At 69.3% G+C, this 15,489-nt stretch carries 14 protein-coding genes; 7 read left to right on the plus strand and 7 right to left on the minus strand.

The genetic code is table 11. The features are described from left to right. Complete coding sequence (locus ACFO8M_RS14745; RefSeq protein ID WP_387976701.1) at nucleotides 1–288, plus strand: SHOCT domain-containing protein; 288 nt, start codon at nucleotides 1–3, stop codon at nucleotides 286–288. 58 nt (nucleotides 289–346) lie between these two features. On the opposite strand, the gene ACFO8M_RS14750 is transcribed toward ACFO8M_RS14745, so the two are convergent. Next, entirely contained in the window at nucleotides 347–1,699 is a 1,353-nt protein-coding gene (locus ACFO8M_RS14750; protein ID WP_387976704.1) for an MFS transporter, read from the minus strand. Between the two features lie 82 nt (nucleotides 1,700–1,781). Here ACFO8M_RS14750 and ACFO8M_RS14755 point away from each other — a divergent pair, with 82 nt between their 5' ends. Continuing rightward, nucleotides 1,782–2,297 carry a winged helix-turn-helix transcriptional regulator gene (locus ACFO8M_RS14755; protein ID WP_387976706.1) on the plus strand — a complete coding sequence of 172 codons (516 nt, stop codon included), beginning with the start codon at nucleotides 1,782–1,784 and terminating at the stop codon, nucleotides 2,295–2,297. 67 nt (nucleotides 2,298–2,364) lie between these two features. Here the strand turns inward: ACFO8M_RS14755 and ACFO8M_RS14760 are convergent, their stop codons facing one another. The 5 genes from ACFO8M_RS14760 to ACFO8M_RS14780 all read right to left on the minus strand — a co-directional run bounded on the left by ACFO8M_RS14760 (nucleotide 2,365) and on the right by ACFO8M_RS14780 (nucleotide 9,139). Beyond that, nucleotides 2,365–4,779 (minus strand): RICIN domain-containing protein, encoded by a 2,415-nt coding sequence (locus ACFO8M_RS14760; RefSeq protein ID WP_387976710.1) that lies wholly within the window; start codon nucleotides 4,777–4,779, stop codon nucleotides 2,365–2,367. A gap of 149 nt (nucleotides 4,780–4,928) precedes the next feature. Further along, nucleotides 4,929–6,089, minus strand: a complete 1,161-nt coding sequence (locus ACFO8M_RS14765) for a mandelate racemase/muconate lactonizing enzyme family protein (protein WP_387976713.1) — start codon at nucleotides 6,087–6,089, stop codon at nucleotides 4,929–4,931. Between the two features lies 1 nt (nucleotide 6,090). Then, the gene (locus ACFO8M_RS14770) at nucleotides 6,091–6,918 is read right to left on the minus strand and encodes a carbohydrate ABC transporter permease (protein WP_387976716.1); all 828 of its coding nucleotides are present in this window, start codon (nucleotides 6,916–6,918) and stop codon (nucleotides 6,091–6,093) included. Further along, on the minus strand, nucleotides 6,918–7,871 hold the full coding sequence (locus tag ACFO8M_RS14775; RefSeq protein WP_387976719.1) for a carbohydrate ABC transporter permease: 954 nt from the start codon (nucleotides 7,869–7,871) through the stop codon (nucleotides 6,918–6,920). Before ACFO8M_RS14775 ends, ACFO8M_RS14770 begins: the two co-directional genes overlap by 1 nt. Then, a complete protein-coding gene (locus ACFO8M_RS14780) occupies nucleotides 7,871–9,139 on the minus strand; it encodes an ABC transporter substrate-binding protein (protein WP_387976722.1) in 1,269 nt (422 codons plus the stop codon). Before ACFO8M_RS14780 ends, ACFO8M_RS14775 begins: the two co-directional genes overlap by 1 nt. Nucleotides 9,140–9,281: 142 nt before the next feature. On the opposite strand from ACFO8M_RS14780, the gene ACFO8M_RS14785 reads away from it, so the two are divergent. Beyond that, a complete protein-coding gene (locus ACFO8M_RS14785) occupies nucleotides 9,282–10,052 on the plus strand; it encodes a FadR/GntR family transcriptional regulator (protein WP_387976725.1) in 771 nt (256 codons plus the stop codon). A 6-nt stretch (nucleotides 10,053–10,058) separates the two neighbouring features. Here ACFO8M_RS14785 and ACFO8M_RS14790 read toward each other — a convergent pair whose 3' ends face one another. Next, the gene (locus tag ACFO8M_RS14790; RefSeq protein ID WP_387976728.1) at nucleotides 10,059–11,093 is read right to left on the minus strand and encodes a LacI family DNA-binding transcriptional regulator; all 1,035 of its coding nucleotides are present in this window, start codon (nucleotides 11,091–11,093) and stop codon (nucleotides 10,059–10,061) included. Between the two features lie 232 nt (nucleotides 11,094–11,325). On the opposite strand from ACFO8M_RS14790, the gene ACFO8M_RS14795 reads away from it, so the two are divergent. The 4 genes from ACFO8M_RS14795 to ACFO8M_RS14810 all read left to right on the plus strand — a co-directional run bounded on the left by ACFO8M_RS14795 (nucleotide 11,326) and on the right by ACFO8M_RS14810 (nucleotide 15,320). Then, nucleotides 11,326–11,904 (plus strand): non-reducing end alpha-L-arabinofuranosidase family hydrolase, encoded by a 579-nt coding sequence (locus tag ACFO8M_RS14795; RefSeq protein WP_387976731.1) that lies wholly within the window; start codon nucleotides 11,326–11,328, stop codon nucleotides 11,902–11,904. A 44-nt stretch (nucleotides 11,905–11,948) separates the two neighbouring features. Next, nucleotides 11,949–12,563 (plus strand): RICIN domain-containing protein, encoded by a 615-nt coding sequence (locus tag ACFO8M_RS14800; RefSeq protein WP_387976734.1) that lies wholly within the window; start codon nucleotides 11,949–11,951, stop codon nucleotides 12,561–12,563. Between the two features lie 83 nt (nucleotides 12,564–12,646). After that, on the plus strand, nucleotides 12,647–14,254 hold the full coding sequence (locus ACFO8M_RS14805) for a glycoside hydrolase family 43 protein (RefSeq protein WP_387976737.1): 1,608 nt from the start codon (nucleotides 12,647–12,649) through the stop codon (nucleotides 14,252–14,254). 130 nt (nucleotides 14,255–14,384) lie between these two features. Further along, a complete protein-coding gene (locus ACFO8M_RS14810) occupies nucleotides 14,385–15,320 on the plus strand; it encodes a diacylglycerol/lipid kinase family protein (RefSeq protein WP_387976740.1) in 936 nt (311 codons plus the stop codon). The last annotated feature ends 169 nt before the right edge of the window (nucleotides 15,321–15,489 follow it).

Below are 15,489 nucleotides of genomic sequence, written 5' to 3' on the forward strand. Positions count from 1 at the left end.
ATGATTCGACGCGTTGGACGGCCGGGCCTGCTCGGCACCATGGCCCGCACCGCGGTCATCGCCGGGACCGCCGGCGCCGTGAACCGCTCCATGAACCGCGCCGCGACGAACCGCCAGCAGACGCAGGCCGACGCCCACGCCTACCGCGACCAGCAGGCCCAGCCCGCGCCGACCGCGAGCGGTGGCGACGACGTGGTCGAGAAGCTCAACCAACTGGGCCGGCTCCACGCCTCCGGCGTGCTCACTGATAACGAGTTCGCCGCCGCCAAAGCCAAACTCCTGGCCTGACGCGGCCGACCCGCCGACCGCAAGAGCGACTGGGCGAATCGACCACCCCACGCGTCGGTCACGAGGCTTTGTCGCGCCTGGTCAGCAGCACGAACCCGCCCGCCGAGACGGCCGCGAGCGCGCCGCAGATCCACAGTGAACCGTCGGTGCCGACCGTGTCCACCAAGGTCGCCACGATCGGGATGCCCGCGGCGGTGCCGATGTAGCGCATGGTGTTGTTCACGCCCGAGCCCATGCCGCCGCGGTCGGCCGGGACGCTGTCGATGCTGAGCCGGGTCAGCGCCGGGTTCGCCGCGCCGTAGCCCGCCCCCGCGACGATGAGCGCCGGCACCGCCTGCCACCAGGACCAGCCGTCCGCGAGGCCGACCAGCAGCGCCGAGCCGGCTCCGGCGACGACCAGCGCCACCGCCAGCAGCGCGCCCGACGAGAGCGCCAACCGCTTGACCTGCAACGAGACCACGAACGCCGCGGTCGACCAGATCGCGATCACCACGGCCGTCGTCGCCGGACCAAGGCCCGTCTCGGACTGGTACACCGTCGGCAGGTAGCTCATCATGCTGATGACCGCGACACCCGTCACCAGCGCACCGAGCGAGGCGACCAGGAACGCCGGGCGGGCGAACAGCGCGGGATCGAGCATCGGCTCCCGGCCGCGCAACTCGACGGCGACGAACGCGGCCGTCAACACCGCGGCAGCGGCGAGCAGCCCGATGGCCACCGGGTCCGACCAGTCCTGGCGGCCGAGCGTCAGCCCGGACATGAGCGCGGCCACGCCGAGCCCGAGGGTGATCGTCCCCGCCACGTCGGCCCGCCGCGGGCGCTCGGCCCGCGACTCCGGCAGCACGGCGCGACCCGTCAAGGCCAGGGCCACCGCGGCCGCGGCGTACAGCCAGTAGGGGCCGTTCCATCCGAGCGCCGCGTTCAGCAGCGCGGCGAGGATCCCTCCGGCGCCCACGCCGAGGCCCATCATCGCCCCGTAGGCGGCGGTGGCCCGCCGGCGTTCCTCGGCTCCGGTGAAGACCGCGCCCATGATGCCGAGGCTCGCGGTCAGCAGTGCGGCGCTGGCCGCGCCCTGAATGATCCGGGCGGCGACGAAGACGAGCGTGTCTGGGGCGAGCGCGGCGAGGAGGATCGCGGCGGCGAACAGCCATGCCCCGGCGACGAAGAGTTTGCGGCGGCCGTGGTTGTCGGCGAGGCTGCCGGAGGTGAGCAGCGGGACGGCCAGTCCGAGGGAGATGGCGTTGATGATCCAGGTCTGCCCGGTGGCGCTCGCGTGGAGGTGGGCGGCGGTCTGCGGGGCGAGGATCAGCGGGGTCGAGTAGTTGAGGATCACCAGCAGCGGGGCCGCGCAGAGGACGGCCAGGACCGCGCGAGTCCTGGTGGGGGCCTTGGGTTCGGTGAGCGTCGTCAAGGGGGTCTCCTAGGTTCGTTCAATGAACTCACCGGAGCCTAGCAGTGTTGGTTCATTCATTGAACCCGGCTAGGATGCGTTCATGGCACTAGGCAAGGACTACGGGGGGCAGGACTGCTCGCTGTCCCGCGCGCTCGAACTGCTCGGCGAGCGGTGGACGCTGCTCGTGGTGCAGAACGCGCTCTACGGCGTGCGGCGCTTCAGCGACTTCCAAGTCCGCCTCGACATCCCGAAGGCCGTCCTCTCGGACCGCTTGGGCCGCTTGACCGAAGGCGGCGTGCTGGAGAAGCGGCAGTACCAGCCCTCGCCCCCGCGCTACGAATACCTGCTCACCGACGCGGGAATCGAGCTGTGGCCGGTGATCTACACCCTCAGCGTGTGGAGCAAGCGCCACATCGGCGGCGAGCCCCCGCGGCTGTTCCGCCACGCCGACTGCGGCAGCGGGCTCCTGCCCTCCGGCGACTGCCCGCAATGCGGCTCGATCGCGCCCGGCGACGTCGAGATGTACCCCGGCCCGGGCCCCAAGCGCGACGACCCGGTCAGCCGCGCCATGAACCGTCCGCGCCGCCTCCTCGAACCGGTCGTCCCCGAACCCTAGATCGAGTCCGGAACTGCGCCCGATGGCGCGGCCCGCAAGACCGCGCCATCGGTACTCGGTCAAGAACTCAGGCGAGCGTCCACCTCTGGTTCGCCCCGCCGTGGCAGGACCAGAGGTGGACCAGCGCGCCGTTCGCGGTCGAGGCCCCGGACACGTCCAGGCACAACCCGGACTGCCGGTTCACGATCGAACCGTCCGAACGCCGATCCCACTGCTGGTTCGCGCCGCCGTGGCACGACCAGATGATCGCCGCCGTCCCGTTCGACGTACCGCCGTTCGAAGCGTCCAGGCACTTGCGCGACGTGCCCGAATAGACGCTCAATTCCCCTGCGGCGGAATAGGACCACTGCTGGTTCGTGCCGTTCCAGCAGTCGTAGATCTGCACCTGCGTGCCATTGGTCGTCGACTGGTTCGGCACGTCCAGGCACCGGTTCGACGCCGTGCCGCGCAGCGCGCCCGAGGTCGGCGTCGGGCCCGTGTCGCCGTCCGGACCGGCGGCCTCGATGATCGCCGCGGCCGCGGCGGGAATCGAGCCCGCGTTGAAGGTGGTGTTGTCCCGCACGACGTTGCCGCGCTGGCCGTCGACGAGCCCGGTGATCGCGGAGTTGGTGGTGTAGTTCCCGGTCAGGGTGATGTTGCCGGTGAGGTTGCTGTTCTGGTTGTTGGCGTGGGCCCACTGGCCGGCCGTGTTGCGGAAGACGTTGCGGTTCGCGGTGAAGTACCGGGAACCCTCGTCGAAGTACAGGCCGAGCTGCCCGCTGGTCTCGCAGTAGTTCTCGTTGATGGAGCTGCTCGGATGCGCCGACAGCGAGTAGATGCATCCGGCGTCCCACAGCACCTCCACGACGTTGCGGACGTGGTTGCCGGTGACGTGGACGTCCCGCGACGTCGTGGGCGTCTGGTAGATCGGCTGGAAGTCGTACAGCCCGCGGTTGAGGTACTCGGGGCTGCCGCCCGGATCGTTGGCGCCCCAGCCGAACCCGATGTTGATGCCGCTGTAAGGCATGTCGGACACGTAGTTGTGCGCGATCGTGAGCCGGGTCGCGTAGGTGCCCAGGATCGCGGCGTGGTCGACGTACTCCACGGCCGTGTCGTGGATGCTGTTGTCGCTGATCATGATGTCGCTGTTGACCATCCGGGTGTCGGACGGGTGGTGCGCGTCGGGTCTGACCCCGCCGACCGCGATGCCGCCGCCGGCGCTCGCGGTGAACGAGTTGCCGGTGACCGTGATGTTCTTGGCGCCCAGGCCGACGCCGCTGGAGTGCGCGTTGGCGTCGTTGCCGATGCCGAGCGCGATCGAGCCGAGGTTCACGAACGTGTTGTCCGCGAACGTGACGCCGTCGGCGGCCGAGACCTGCACCGCGCCCGGCACCTGGGCCCAGCCGTTGCGGGCCCCCTCGAAGCCCTTGCAGCCGGACTTGCACGAGGTGAAGGCGTCGGCGGGCCGGTGGGACTGGACTCCCGTGATGAACGTGCCGGTCTGCTGGTTCGCGTACCCGTTGGACGAGGCCGGGTCGAGCCAGGAGGTGCCGGTGAAGGTCAACCCGGAGAACTCGAGGCCGCGCACGGGCTGGTCGTAGGTGCCGCCCACTTCCACGAGCGTCTCCAGGCGCGGCAGCTCCACTTTCGCGTTCGCCATGTTCTGCCCGGAGAGCGGCTTGTAGTACAGCCGTCCGGCGGTGGTGTCGAGGTACCACTCGCCGCCCTGGTCGAGGAAGCGCTTGGAGTTGAGCAGGAAGAACTGCGGTGTGCGGAACGGGCTCTGGACGGTGTCGTACCCGTACGTGTTGTTGTTCCAGGCCGGCTGCTGCATCGTGACCGACCTGCCGGAGATGCTCTCGACCGGCGCGTACCGGTTGGTGAACGAGAGCATCGCCTGGAGTTCGATGCGCTTCTTGTCGGGCAGCGCCGACATGTAGTCGAAGTTCCCGTTGTTGAACGTGAACCCGCCGGCGTTGAGCGTGATGTCCGAGGGCGCCACGTTGGTCCGCGCCCGCTGGGCCTGGACGCCGTCGACGTAGAGCTGCCGGGTGTCGAAGCCGGTGCCGACGTCGGCCCGGTAGATCCCGGTCGCGGCGTCGTCGAGGACCCAGCCGGTGACGGCCTGGGCTCCGGTGATGACCGGGTCGGCGCCGTCCGCGGCCTGCCAGGTCACGGTGTGGCCGTTGCGGCCGGAGTCGGCGGCGTTGAACCGCAGCGGCGCCGAGAGGCGGTAGGTGCCGTCGAGGAAGGTGACGGCGACGTCGCCGTCACCCGCGGCGGCGGCCTCCCTGGCGCGACGCTGCGCCTCGGTCAGCGTCTTGAGCGGCTGGGCGGCCGTTCCGGAGCCGCTGTCGCTGCCGGTGGGGGAAACGTAGATCGAGTGTTCGGTCTGGGCTTGTGCCGGGGAAGCGCCGGGGCCGGCGAGGGCTCCGGTGACCGCGAGGAGGAGGGCCGCCGCGAGGGCGGGTGGACGAAGGCGTCTCGGGGGTGAGTGCCGCATGTCGTTTTCCTTTCCATGTGCTGCGAGGCGGTCTCAGCAGTGATCATTCATCAGTGCAGATTCATCGATATTTAGTGGCGGGACTCGCCTCTCGGCCGGCGGTGCCTCGCGGTCCGCCCGCCGAGAGGCGAGTCGGGGATCGGTCGGGTCTAGGTGGTGTCCTGCGCGGCGGTCGCGAACAGGCGCAGTCCGGCGCGTTCGGGCCGGATGCCCGGCCCTGCGGGGTTCGCCGGGCCCGGCCGGAGGCCGAGCTCGGTGATAGATCCCTTGTAGACCGTGAGGCCCAGGCCGGGGGAGTCGCCGAGGACGAACGCGCCGTCCTCGATGTCGAGGTCGGCGGCGATGCCCACAGGCGGACGCAAGTCCTGCAGCTCGCTGACGAGGTGGTTCGGCACGGCGGTCGCGGCGTGGAGCAGCCCGACGGGGATGTTGCCGATCGGGCTGACCGGGAGGTCGTGGGCGTGGGCGAGGGCGGCGACCCGCAGGAAGTGGGTGATCCCGCAGACCGCGGCCGTCTGGACGATGTCGATCCCGCCCGCCTGGAGGAGCGGGCGATACTGCTCCAGCCCGGTGAGGTTCTCGCCGCTGGCGACCGCGGCGCGGACGCCGCGCTGGACGACGGCCAGGCCCTCGGCGTCCCAGCGCCGCACGGGTTCTTCGACCCAGGTGAGGTCCAGTGTGCGTTCGAGCTCGCGGACGTGGCGGACCGCCTGCTTGCGCGACCACGTCTCGTTCGCGTCGAGCATGAGGCCGGGCCGCGCGCCGCCTCCCGCCTCGGTCAGCACGTCTCGCACCAGGCTCAGCCGCCGCCGGTCCGCTTCGACGTCGATGCCGCCCTTGAGCTTCGCGGCCCGCAGACCGCGCTCGGCATAGACGCCGTAGGCCGCGACGAGTTCATCGTCGTTGAGGCCGATGTCGAGTCCCGAAGCGTAGGCGGGCACGACCCGGTCGCCCCCGCCGAGGAAGCGCCAGAGCGGTTCGTCCGCGGCCTGCGCCTTGATGTCCCACAGGGCGGTGTCGAGCGCGCCGATGGTTCCGAACACGGGCCCGGCGTGGCCGGCCTTGAAGGCGTACCGCAGCATCCGGTCGTACAGCGCGGTCACGCTCCGCGGGTCCTCGCCCTCGATCGCGGCGAAGACGCTCTCCAGTTCGACGTGCGAGCCGAGACCGACTCCGGTGATGCCCTCGTCGGTGTCCACCAGGATGATCGGGAGGGTGGTGACCCCGTCGTCGAAGAGGCCGTTGGCGTCGCCGACGGGCCGCGCCCATTCCTGGATCGTCGTCAGCGTGCGGTAACCGGTGATCCGCATGTCATCCCTTCGTGGAGCCGGCGGTGACGCCGGAGGCGATCTGGCGTTGGAAGACCAGGTAGAGAGCGAGAACCGGCACCGCCGCGATGAGCACCGCGCCGGCGAACGTCGGGATGTCCGCGGCGTACTGGCCGCGCAGCGAGGTGACGCCGACCATGAGGGTGCGATGCTCGGCCGAGGGCATCATCAGCAGCGCGATGAGCACGTCGTTCCAGCAGAACAGGGCGTTGAGGATGCCGACGGACAGGAGCGCGGGTCGGCCCAGTGGCAGCATGATCCGCCCGTAGACCCCGTACACGGAGTTGCCGTCGATTCGGGCCGCGTCGACGATCTCCGCGGGGATGCCGCTGTAGTAGCTGGTCATCAGGAAGACCGTGAACGGGAGGAACTGCGCGACGTAGGCGAGGATCAGCCCGGGGTAGGTGTCGATGAGCCCGGTCTGCGCCATCGTGCGGGCGAGCGGGACCATGATGACCTGGAACGGGATGAACAGGGCCGCGAGGCAGCCGAGGAACAGCGCCCGTGAGCCCCGGAACCGCAACTGGCTCAAGGCGAAACCGGCCATCGATCCGATGAGGGCCAGCAGCGCGACCGAGCCGGTGACGACGATGAGCGAGTTGACGAGGTAGCGGTCCATGTCGGCGCTGTCCCAGGCGGTGGCGAAGGCGTCCCAGCGCAGCGCCTCGGCGGGGGAGAAGCGGTCGAGGACGTACTCGTGCCGGGTCTTCATGGCGACGTTGGCGGTGAACACGAGCGGGTAGACCGTGGCGATCGCGAGGGCCGCCATGGGAACGGCGACGAGCCATCTTCCGGCGCGGAGCGGTTGCATCAGTCTTCCCTTCCGGTCCGGCGCAGGAGCGCGAGCTGGAGCATCCCGACCACGAGCATCACGACGAAGAGCACTGTCGACGCGGCCGAGGCGAGGGCCGGACGGCTCATCTGGCCCTGCTGGAACCAGATGTAGTACTCCGGCAGGTAGGTCGAGCCTTCCGGTCCGCCGCCGGTCATCACGTACACGAGGCCGAACATCGACGTCAGCATCCCGATCATGGTGGTCACGACGACGAACTGGATGGTGCGCGACAAGCCCGGGACGATGACGTGCCGGATCACCTTCGGGAGCGAGGCCCCGTCGACCCGGGCGGCGTCGATGAGCGAGGCGTCCAATGTGGCGAAACCGGCGAGGAACACGACGAGCGCCATCCCGAAGGTCGCCCAGATGTGCACGCCCACAACGGCGAAGATCGCTACGTCGGGGTCCCCGAGCCAGTCGACCGGCCCGAGCCCGACTGCGGCGAGCAGGGCGTTGACGGGCCCGTCGAAGGCGAGCAGGAGGTTGAAGATCGCGCCGATGATCACCGGGGAGAGCACGGCGGGGAAGAAGTAGACGCCGCGGTAGACCCGGTGCCCCGGCACGCGCAGGTAGACGAAGGTGGCGAGGAGCCCCGGGATCAACACGGCCACAGGCAGAAGCAGGACGAGCAGGCCCACGTTCCGCATGGACTCGCGGAACATCGGGTCGGCGAACAGGACCGTGTAGTTGTCCAGCCCGACCGCCTGCCCGTTGCGGTCGCCGTCGCCGGTGAACGAGAAGTTGACCCCGAGAGCCAGCGGGTACAGCCGGAACACGCCGATGACGAGGACCGCCGGAGCCACCAGGACATAGGGCGCGAGCCGTTCGGAGAGCGGGCGGACGCCGCGCCGGGTGCCGGGGACGCCCGGGCCGCCGGTCCGAGGCCCTGGGGCCGTTCGGACCGGCGTCGGCGAGCTGCTGACCGCCATCAGGCCGCCTGGTCGCTCTCGGCGAGCTGGGCCAGTGCGTCGTCCACGGTGACCGATCCGCTCAGGAGCTCCTGGGACAGGCGCCCCATCAGCTCCAGGGTCTCGGCGGAGAGGGCCACGTGCAGCGCGGGCCGACCGGTCGGGATCTGGTCGACGATCTCGGCCGTGGCCGGACCGGAGCTGGAGGCGTCGATCGTGGTGTCGGCGGCGATCGCCCCGGCGTCGGCGTAGAACGCCTCCAGCGCAGGGGCCGAGGTGAGGGAGCGGACCAGATCGGCCGCGAGCCCGGGGTCGTCGGTCCACTCGGCGACGCCGTAGCCGATGCCGCCGTCGTAGGGCAGGCTCGGCGCGGCCTCGGGGTCGACGAGCGGGGCCGGCATGACGCCGACGTTCTCGGCGCCGAGGAACTCGCCGAAGTCCTTCCAGTGGCCGACGTCCGACATCAGGCCGATCACGTGGGCGGCCTCGCCGGCGTCGAAGATCGCGAACTCGTCGTTGAACATCGCGGTGGAGTTGACCCCCTCGTTGTTGAGCCCGGCCTGCTCGGCCTCGACCCACAGCTCGAAGATCCGCTTCACGCCCGGCGAGGTCCAGTCCCGGTCTCCGGCGATCCAGGCGTCGTACTCCTCGGGGGTGAGGACGCCCGAGCCCAGGCCCGAGAGGAAGAACTGGATGCCGAAGCCCTCCTTGTTGCCCATGGCGAAGCACTTCGCGCCGGTGGCCTCGGTGATCGTGGCGCAGTCGGCCTGGAAGTCGCTCCAGGTCGCGGCCGGGGCCTCGGGGTCGAGGCCGGCCTCCTCGTAGAGGGTCTTGTTGTAGTAGATCGGATGGCCCTGCAACGTGACCGGCGCTGCGTACACGTGCCCGTCAGCGGAGAACGCCTCCCAGCCGGCGAGGCGGTCCATGTCCTCGGACAGGTAGTCCTCCAGCGGCAGCAGGGCGTCCGCGCGGTCGCGCAGCTGGCCGCCGCCGTTGAAGAGCATGACGTCGGGGCCTTCGCCGGACTGGATCGCCGTGCCGAGCAGGTTGTAGTACTGGTCGAACGGCTGGGCCACGAACTCGACCTCGACGTCGGGATGCTTCAGGGCGAAGTCGGCCTTCGCCTCCTCGATGTAGGACTCGGCGGTCGCGTCCCCGGACTTCCAGTCCCAGACCACGAGCTTGCCGTCACCGCCTCCACCGGAGGAGTCCGGTCCGGCGGCGCTCCCGCAGCCGTACAGGGCCAATGGCCCGATCAGGACGGTGGTCCACAGTGCTCGTCGCTTCATCGCGGTTCTCTCTCCGTGGGGGTGACCGGGAGGGTCCGGCCGTAACGGTCGCTCATAAACGTAACTTGTATGACGTCTTACGTCAATGGAGTGATGGCGTATACTGGGCCCGCGGCCCGGACCGGGCATGGACGGAGGGCAGATGACGGCAGTGCAGCGACCGACCGCGAGCGAGCCGGCCCCGCCCACGTGGGCCCGGCGGCCGACCAATCTGGCGAAGGCGGTCACCGCGGAGCTGGTGCAGCGCATCGTGCGCGGCGACTATCCGCCCGATTCCACGCTGCCCGCCGAACACGCCCTGTGCACGACGTTCTCGGTGAGCCGCACCGTCGTCCGCGAGGCCGTGAAGGTCTTGCAAGAGAAGGGCCTGGTGCAGATCCGCCAGGGCTCGGGCACTACGGTGCTGCCCTCCACCTCGTGGAACATGCTCGACGAACTCGTGCTCGCGGCGGCCATCGACGACGACGAGACCCTCGGGATCCTCGACGACCTCGTCGTCACCAGGCGGCTGCTCGAATCCGACATGGCCAATGTGGCCGCCCGCGTCGCCGACGCCGCCGCCGTCGACCGGATGCGGGACCTCGTCGACCGCATGGACGAGCTCGTCGACGACCCGGCCTCGTATCAGGAGCACGACCGGGCCTTCCACGACACCATCATGCGGGCCTCGGGCAACCGCATCGCGCGCGCCGTCGTGCGCTCGCTGGAGAGCCAGGTCATCAACACCGCCAGCTACATGGGACGCGCGGACCGATCCCTCTGCAAGGCGTCCAATCTCGGCCATCGCCGCGTCTACGAGCGCATCGCCGCCCGCGACCCCGACGGCGCGGCCGAGGCGATGTTCGCCCACATCACGGAGGCCTGGCTCGTCCGCAGAGACAACACAGGCGACCCGGACCGACTCGCGCGCTGACGGCGCTCAGGCGCGCGGCGGGGCGGTGCTCTCTCGCACCACGAGCTCGGTGGCGAGTTCGACGCGCTGGAGAGGCAGGGTCTCGCCCGCGGCGAGCGCGACGAGCATCTGCGCAGCAGCGTTCCCCATCGCCTTGAGCGGCTGGCGGATCGTGGTGAGCGGCGGCACCGTCCACTTTGCCTTCGGCAGGTCGTCGAAGCCCACCACGCTGAGATCGTGGGGAATGCGCACGCCCAGTTTCGCCGCGGCGTGGTAGACGCCGACCGCCATCCCGTCGTTGCCGGTGAAGATCGCCGTGGGCGGTGCGTCGCGCCGCAGCAGGTCCATGGCGAGATCCCGGCCGGTCTCGATCTCGAAGTCGCCGTGGCGGACCAGGGCCGGGTCGATCGGCACCCCCGCCATGTCCAGTCCCGAACGGAAGCCGTCGAGGCGGGCACGGGCGGCCTCCATGCGGCCCGGTCCGGAGATCACCGCGATGCGCTTGTGGCCCAAGGAGACCAGATGGCGAGCCGCGGCGAGGCCGCCGTTCCAGTTGCTGGCCCCGGCTGAGGGGGCGTCGCGGTCGGGGTCGCCGGTGGGGTCCAGCAGCACCAGCGGGATGTCGCGGCTGTAGAGCCGGTCGCTCTGCTCGGTCGTCAGGCCGGAGAACACCGAGATGACGCCGAGCGGGCGGCGGGCCAGGACCTCCTCGACCCAGTCGTGGCCGGGGACGTGGCGTCCGCCCATCTCGGAGAGGACCACGCCGAGCCGGTGCTCGTGGGCGACCTCCTGGACGCCGCCCAGGATCTCGATCGCATACAGGCCCCGCAGCTCATGGAAGAGGACGTCGATGAGCGCCGCCGCCTTCGCGGGCCGCCGCTGCCGGCGGTAGCCGCGGTCCCGGATGAGGCCTTCGATCTGCTCGCGGGTGGACGCGGACACGTCCGAACGGCCGTTGACCACTTTGGAGACGGTGGCGGTCGAGACGCCGGCCAGCTCGGCGAGTTGGGCGATCGTCAGCGGGCCTTCGGAGATCGGCCCGGAAGCGGAGGAGGGGCTCATCGCGGCAGTCTAACGCCATGTGCACCAACTGTTTCAACTTCGCCCGAGCCGTTGACTAGATATCGATGACTCTCTATAGTTCGAATCATCTAAATTTCGGAATTCCTGTCGAACGTTTCGGAACCGACTTCTATTTGTGGGCGACAACAGGCAGTTCCGCCTGCTCATGGAGGGGCAATTCATGCAACGAACGCTTCGGACTCGAATATTGGGAGCGCTTACCGTGCTCGCCGTGGCAACCTCGGTGGCCTCGAGCGCCGTCACCGCCAACACCGAAACCACTGAAGGCGAGGTCGGTGCGCAGGCCCTGCCGACCTCCTACCGGTTCGGCGCCGAAGACAACGGACACGTGTACCGGTCCGAGACCACGATCGGCGAGTTCCCGAACGGCTTCCGCAACACCCAGATCGTCCTCCAGGGCGACCGGAACGTCCTCTTCGAGGGCGGCGCGGTCTACCAGGTCGACAACTCCGACCAGTACCTGCTCATCTGGGAGTCGATCGGCTCGAACGGCCGCTACTACAGCTCATGGACCGCCAACGGGATCACCGGGCAGTGGCAGCCGCAGGCCGCGAACGAGAACACCCCGTTCGCCGGGCTCGCGAACACGACGTTCCCAGGCGGCCGATGGACGAAGGACATCAGCCACGGCGAACTCATCCGGGCCGGCAACGACCAGAAGATGAACATCGACACCGGCAACCTCCAGATGCTCTACCAGGGACGCGACCCGAGCTCCGACGGCATGGACTACTCGCAGCTGCCGTACCGGCTCGCCCTCCTGACCCTTACGGGAGGCGCCTCGTGCTGACCCCTCCGAACCCCTCATTCCCCGTTCCCGACAAGGAGTTCCCGATGACATCGGCCGCACCCGACCTGTCGATCCTGTCCCGGTGGGTCCGAGCATTGGCCGCGCTCGCTGCGGCCATCGTGCTCGCCACCGCGGGCCTCGTCGCCTTCCAAGCCGACCGCGCCGACGCGCAGCCGCCGAACACGAGCGACTGGTACACGATCGTCTCCCGCCACTCCGGTCTCGCCCTCGACATCCAAGGCGCCTCGACCGCGACCGGCGCGATCCTCACCCAGTACACCAATATCGAGGGCAACAACCAGCAGTTCCGGTTCATCGACTCCGGCGGCGGCTACTACCGGATCCAGGTGCGCCACTCGGGCCAGGTGCTCGACGTCTGGAACTTCAGCACCGCCGACGGCGCCACGGTCGCCCAGTACACGAACCTGAACGGCACCAACCAGCAGTGGACGGTCACCAAGAACTCGGCCGGCTACTACTCGTTCGTGAACCGCAACTCGGGCAAGGCGCTCGACGTCTACAACTGGTCGACGGCCACGGGCGCTCCCATCCGCCAGTGGTCCGTGACCGGGGCGACGAACCAGCAGTTCTCGCTCGTCCCCGTGGGCGCGACCTGCGGCGCGGACACCGTCCTCGCCGACATCGCCGCGGCCTCCTAGTTCCGATTCCCCCATGGGGCGGTCGGTGCCATCGAGCGATACCGATCCGACCGCCCCACCCTCACCCTTCGAAAGGGGCGACCATGTCCTGGCTTGAATTCCCCCAGAGCCGCAGACGCATGCTCATCGGCGGGGCCGGCGTGCTCGCCGGGGCCGCCGCCGTCAGCGCACTCGGTCCGAGCATGGGGGCCGAAGCACAGCAGACCACGTACGCGAACCCGGTGATCTGGCAGGACTTCGCGGACGTCGAGGTGATCCGTGTCGGCTCGGACTTCTATATGACCGCGTCCACGATGCACTACTCACCCGGAGCCCCGGTCCTGCATTCACGGGACTTGGTGAACTGGGAGTTCATCGGTCACTCGGTGCCATCGCTCGACTTCGGGTCGAAGTACAACCTGAGCGGCGGGCGCGGCTACGTGCGCGGGATCTGGGCCTCCTCGATCACCCACCGGCCCAGCGAGAACCGCTTCTACTGGCTCGGGCAGATCGACTTCGCCCGCTCCTACATGTACACCGCGACCAACCCGGCCGGGCCGTGGACCCGGCACGCCGAGCTGACCCGCGCCTATTACGACGCCGGAATGCTCGTCGACTCCGACAACACCATCTACGTCGCCTACGGCAACACCCAGATCTCCGTCGCCCAGCTCTCGGCCGACGGCAAGACCGAGGTCCGCAACCAGCAGGTGTTCGCCACCCCGTCGAACATCGGCACGTTGGAGGGCGCCCGGTTCTACAAGATCAACGGCAGCTACTACATCTTCCTCACCCGGCCCGCCAACGGCCAGTACATCCTCAAAGCCTCCTCGCCTTGGGGCCCTTACGCACTCAGGCAGGTCCTGCTCGACATGCCGGGCCCCGTCTCCGGCGGCGGCGTCCCGCACCAGGGCGGCCTCATCTCGACCCCCGGCGGGGCCTGGTACTACATGGCCTTCGTCGACGCCTACCCCGGCGGGCGGATGCCCGCGCTCGCCCCGATCACCTGGACCTCGGACGGCTGGCCGCAGGTCCAGACGGTGAACGGCGCCTGGGGGAGCAGCTACCCGTTCCCGAACCTCACCCCGCATCCCGTGCCGTCCCTGATCGGCACGGACGAGTTCACCGCCGCGGGTCTCGCCGCCAAGTGGGAGTGGAACCACAACCCCGACAACACGAAATGGTCCACCGGCACCGGGCTCCGGCTCCAGACCGCCACCGTCACCAACGACCTCTACTCGGCCCGCAACACCCTCACCCACCGCATCCAAGGGCCTTCCTCGACGGCCACGGTCGAGATCGACCCGGCCCAGATGGCGAACGGCGACCGGGCCGGCCTCGCCATGCTCCGCGACGCATCAGCCTGGATCGGGCTGCGCCGCGACAACGGCATCACCCGCATTTCCATGACCGACGGCCTGACCATGGACTCGAACTGGAACACCACCGGCACCGGCACCGAAAGGGCCGGCGCCGACCTCTGCGGCTCCACCGTCCGGCTGCGCGTCACCGCCGACATCCGACCCGGCTCCGGACGTCAAGCGGTCTTCTCCTACAGCGAAGACGGATCCAGCTTCACGCAACTCGGACCCGCGTTCACCCTCAACAACAACTGGACGTTCTTCATGGGCTACCGGTTCGCGATCTTCAACTACGCCACCGCCGCCCTCGGCGGGGCCGTCACCGTCAAGCGCTTCTCAGTCACCACGTAAGGAGCCACACTGGACGATCCACCACCGACAGGCGAATCGTCCTCGCCGGCTCTCATCCCAGCGACGCGGGCCGCCTGGATCGGTCATCGCGTAGCGTGGGGCGTCAGGCATAGGGCGAAACGGAGGCGAAATGATCGGCGACCGGTTCGGTATCGTGTGGAACCCCTCGAAGACGTCAAGAGCAGATCTCGAGGAGGCGATGCCCGCAGCGCTCTCCGACGGGGCGCTTTCGTGGCACGAGACGAGCCTGGACGACTCTGGTCGAGCCGCTGCGGGAGAGGCGCTGACGGCAGGCGCTGACGTGGTGGTCGCCGCAGGCGGCGACGGCACCGTCAGGGCCGTCGCCGAACGACTCGCCGAGGACGGCGCCGCTGCCGACCTCGCCATCGTCCCGCTCGGCACGGGCAACCTCCTCGCCCGCAACCTCGACATTCCCATAGGCGATCTCGCCGCGGCCCTGACCAGGGCACTTGATGGCGATCCGCGCGAGATCGACCTCGGCTGGATCGAAGGGGACATCGGCGGCGGACGCGTCCGCAAAGCGTTCGCCGTCCTGGCCGGCTTCGGCATCGACGCGCAAATGATCGACGAGACCGACGACGACCTCAAGAGCAAGATCGGATGGCTCGCCTACATCGAGTCGATGGGGCGCGCCATGAAAGCGAGCGAGGTGGTCGACATCGAACTCGCCCTCGACGGCACGGCGTCGAAACGGACCTCAGTGCACACCCTCATGATCGGCAACTGCGGGACGTTGCAGGGCGGCATGACGCTGCTGCCCGACGCCGACCCGGCGGACGGCGAGCTCGACCTCCTCCTGCTCCAGGCCGAGGGCATCGGCCAATGGCTCGACACACTCCGCTCGTTCGTCTGGGACAACGGCATCCGGCGCTTCATCGGCGATCACGACCGCGCGCAGAGCGCCGACACCGTCATGCACGCGAAGGCGCGCAGCCTCACCGTGACCTTGGCCCAGCCGCGCCTGCTGGAAATCGACGGTGAAGACCTCGGTGAGACCACCGCCTTCACGATCGACATCCAGCCGGCCGCGGTCAGGGTGCGCTGACCCGACCAGGCGTGTCCGCAGTGCCCGGGTCGGCCTCTGGTCTCGAAACCTTGCCTTCATTTGACTACTTCCGGTGCGATCGCCGCGGCGGCGCTTGCCTCGTCTTTCGGTTCGCCCACGTCCTCGACGGTCACGGACACGGTCCGGCCGTCGGTCAGCGGGGCCAGTG

The sequence above is a fragment of the Glycomyces rhizosphaerae genome (assembly GCF_042647865.1).
Classification (GTDB): Bacteria; Actinomycetota; Actinomycetes; order Mycobacteriales; family Micromonosporaceae; genus Glycomyces; species Glycomyces rhizosphaerae.

What these genes read in the sequence shown, in the direction of transcription:
- ACFO8M_RS14745 (WP_387976701.1), top strand. Translation starts at nt 1, where the DNA reads ATGATTCGACGCGTTGGACGGCCGGGCCTGCTCGGCACCATGGCCCGC.
- ACFO8M_RS14755 (WP_387976706.1), top strand. Translation starts at nt 1,782, where the DNA reads ATGGCACTAGGCAAGGACTACGGGGGGCAGGACTGCTCGCTGTCCCGC.
- ACFO8M_RS14760 (WP_387976710.1), bottom strand. Translation starts at nt 4,779, where the DNA reads ATGCGGCACTCACCCCCGAGACGCCTTCGTCCACCCGCCCTCGCGGCG.
- ACFO8M_RS14765 (WP_387976713.1), bottom strand. Translation starts at nt 6,089, where the DNA reads ATGCGGATCACCGGTTACCGCACGCTGACGACGATCCAGGAATGGGCG.
- ACFO8M_RS14770 (WP_387976716.1), bottom strand. Translation starts at nt 6,918, where the DNA reads ATGCAACCGCTCCGCGCCGGAAGATGGCTCGTCGCCGTTCCCATGGCG.
- ACFO8M_RS14775 (WP_387976719.1), bottom strand. Translation starts at nt 7,871, where the DNA reads ATGGCGGTCAGCAGCTCGCCGACGCCGGTCCGAACGGCCCCAGGGCCT.
- ACFO8M_RS14780 (WP_387976722.1), bottom strand. Translation starts at nt 9,139, where the DNA reads ATGAAGCGACGAGCACTGTGGACCACCGTCCTGATCGGGCCATTGGCC.
- ACFO8M_RS14785 (WP_387976725.1), top strand. Translation starts at nt 9,282, where the DNA reads ATGACGGCAGTGCAGCGACCGACCGCGAGCGAGCCGGCCCCGCCCACG.
- ACFO8M_RS14790 (WP_387976728.1), bottom strand. Translation starts at nt 11,093, where the DNA reads ATGAGCCCCTCCTCCGCTTCCGGGCCGATCTCCGAAGGCCCGCTGACG.
- ACFO8M_RS14800 (WP_387976734.1), top strand. Translation starts at nt 11,949, where the DNA reads ATGACATCGGCCGCACCCGACCTGTCGATCCTGTCCCGGTGGGTCCGA.
- ACFO8M_RS14805 (WP_387976737.1), top strand. Translation starts at nt 12,647, where the DNA reads ATGTCCTGGCTTGAATTCCCCCAGAGCCGCAGACGCATGCTCATCGGC.
- ACFO8M_RS14810 (WP_387976740.1), top strand. Translation starts at nt 14,385, where the DNA reads ATGATCGGCGACCGGTTCGGTATCGTGTGGAACCCCTCGAAGACGTCA.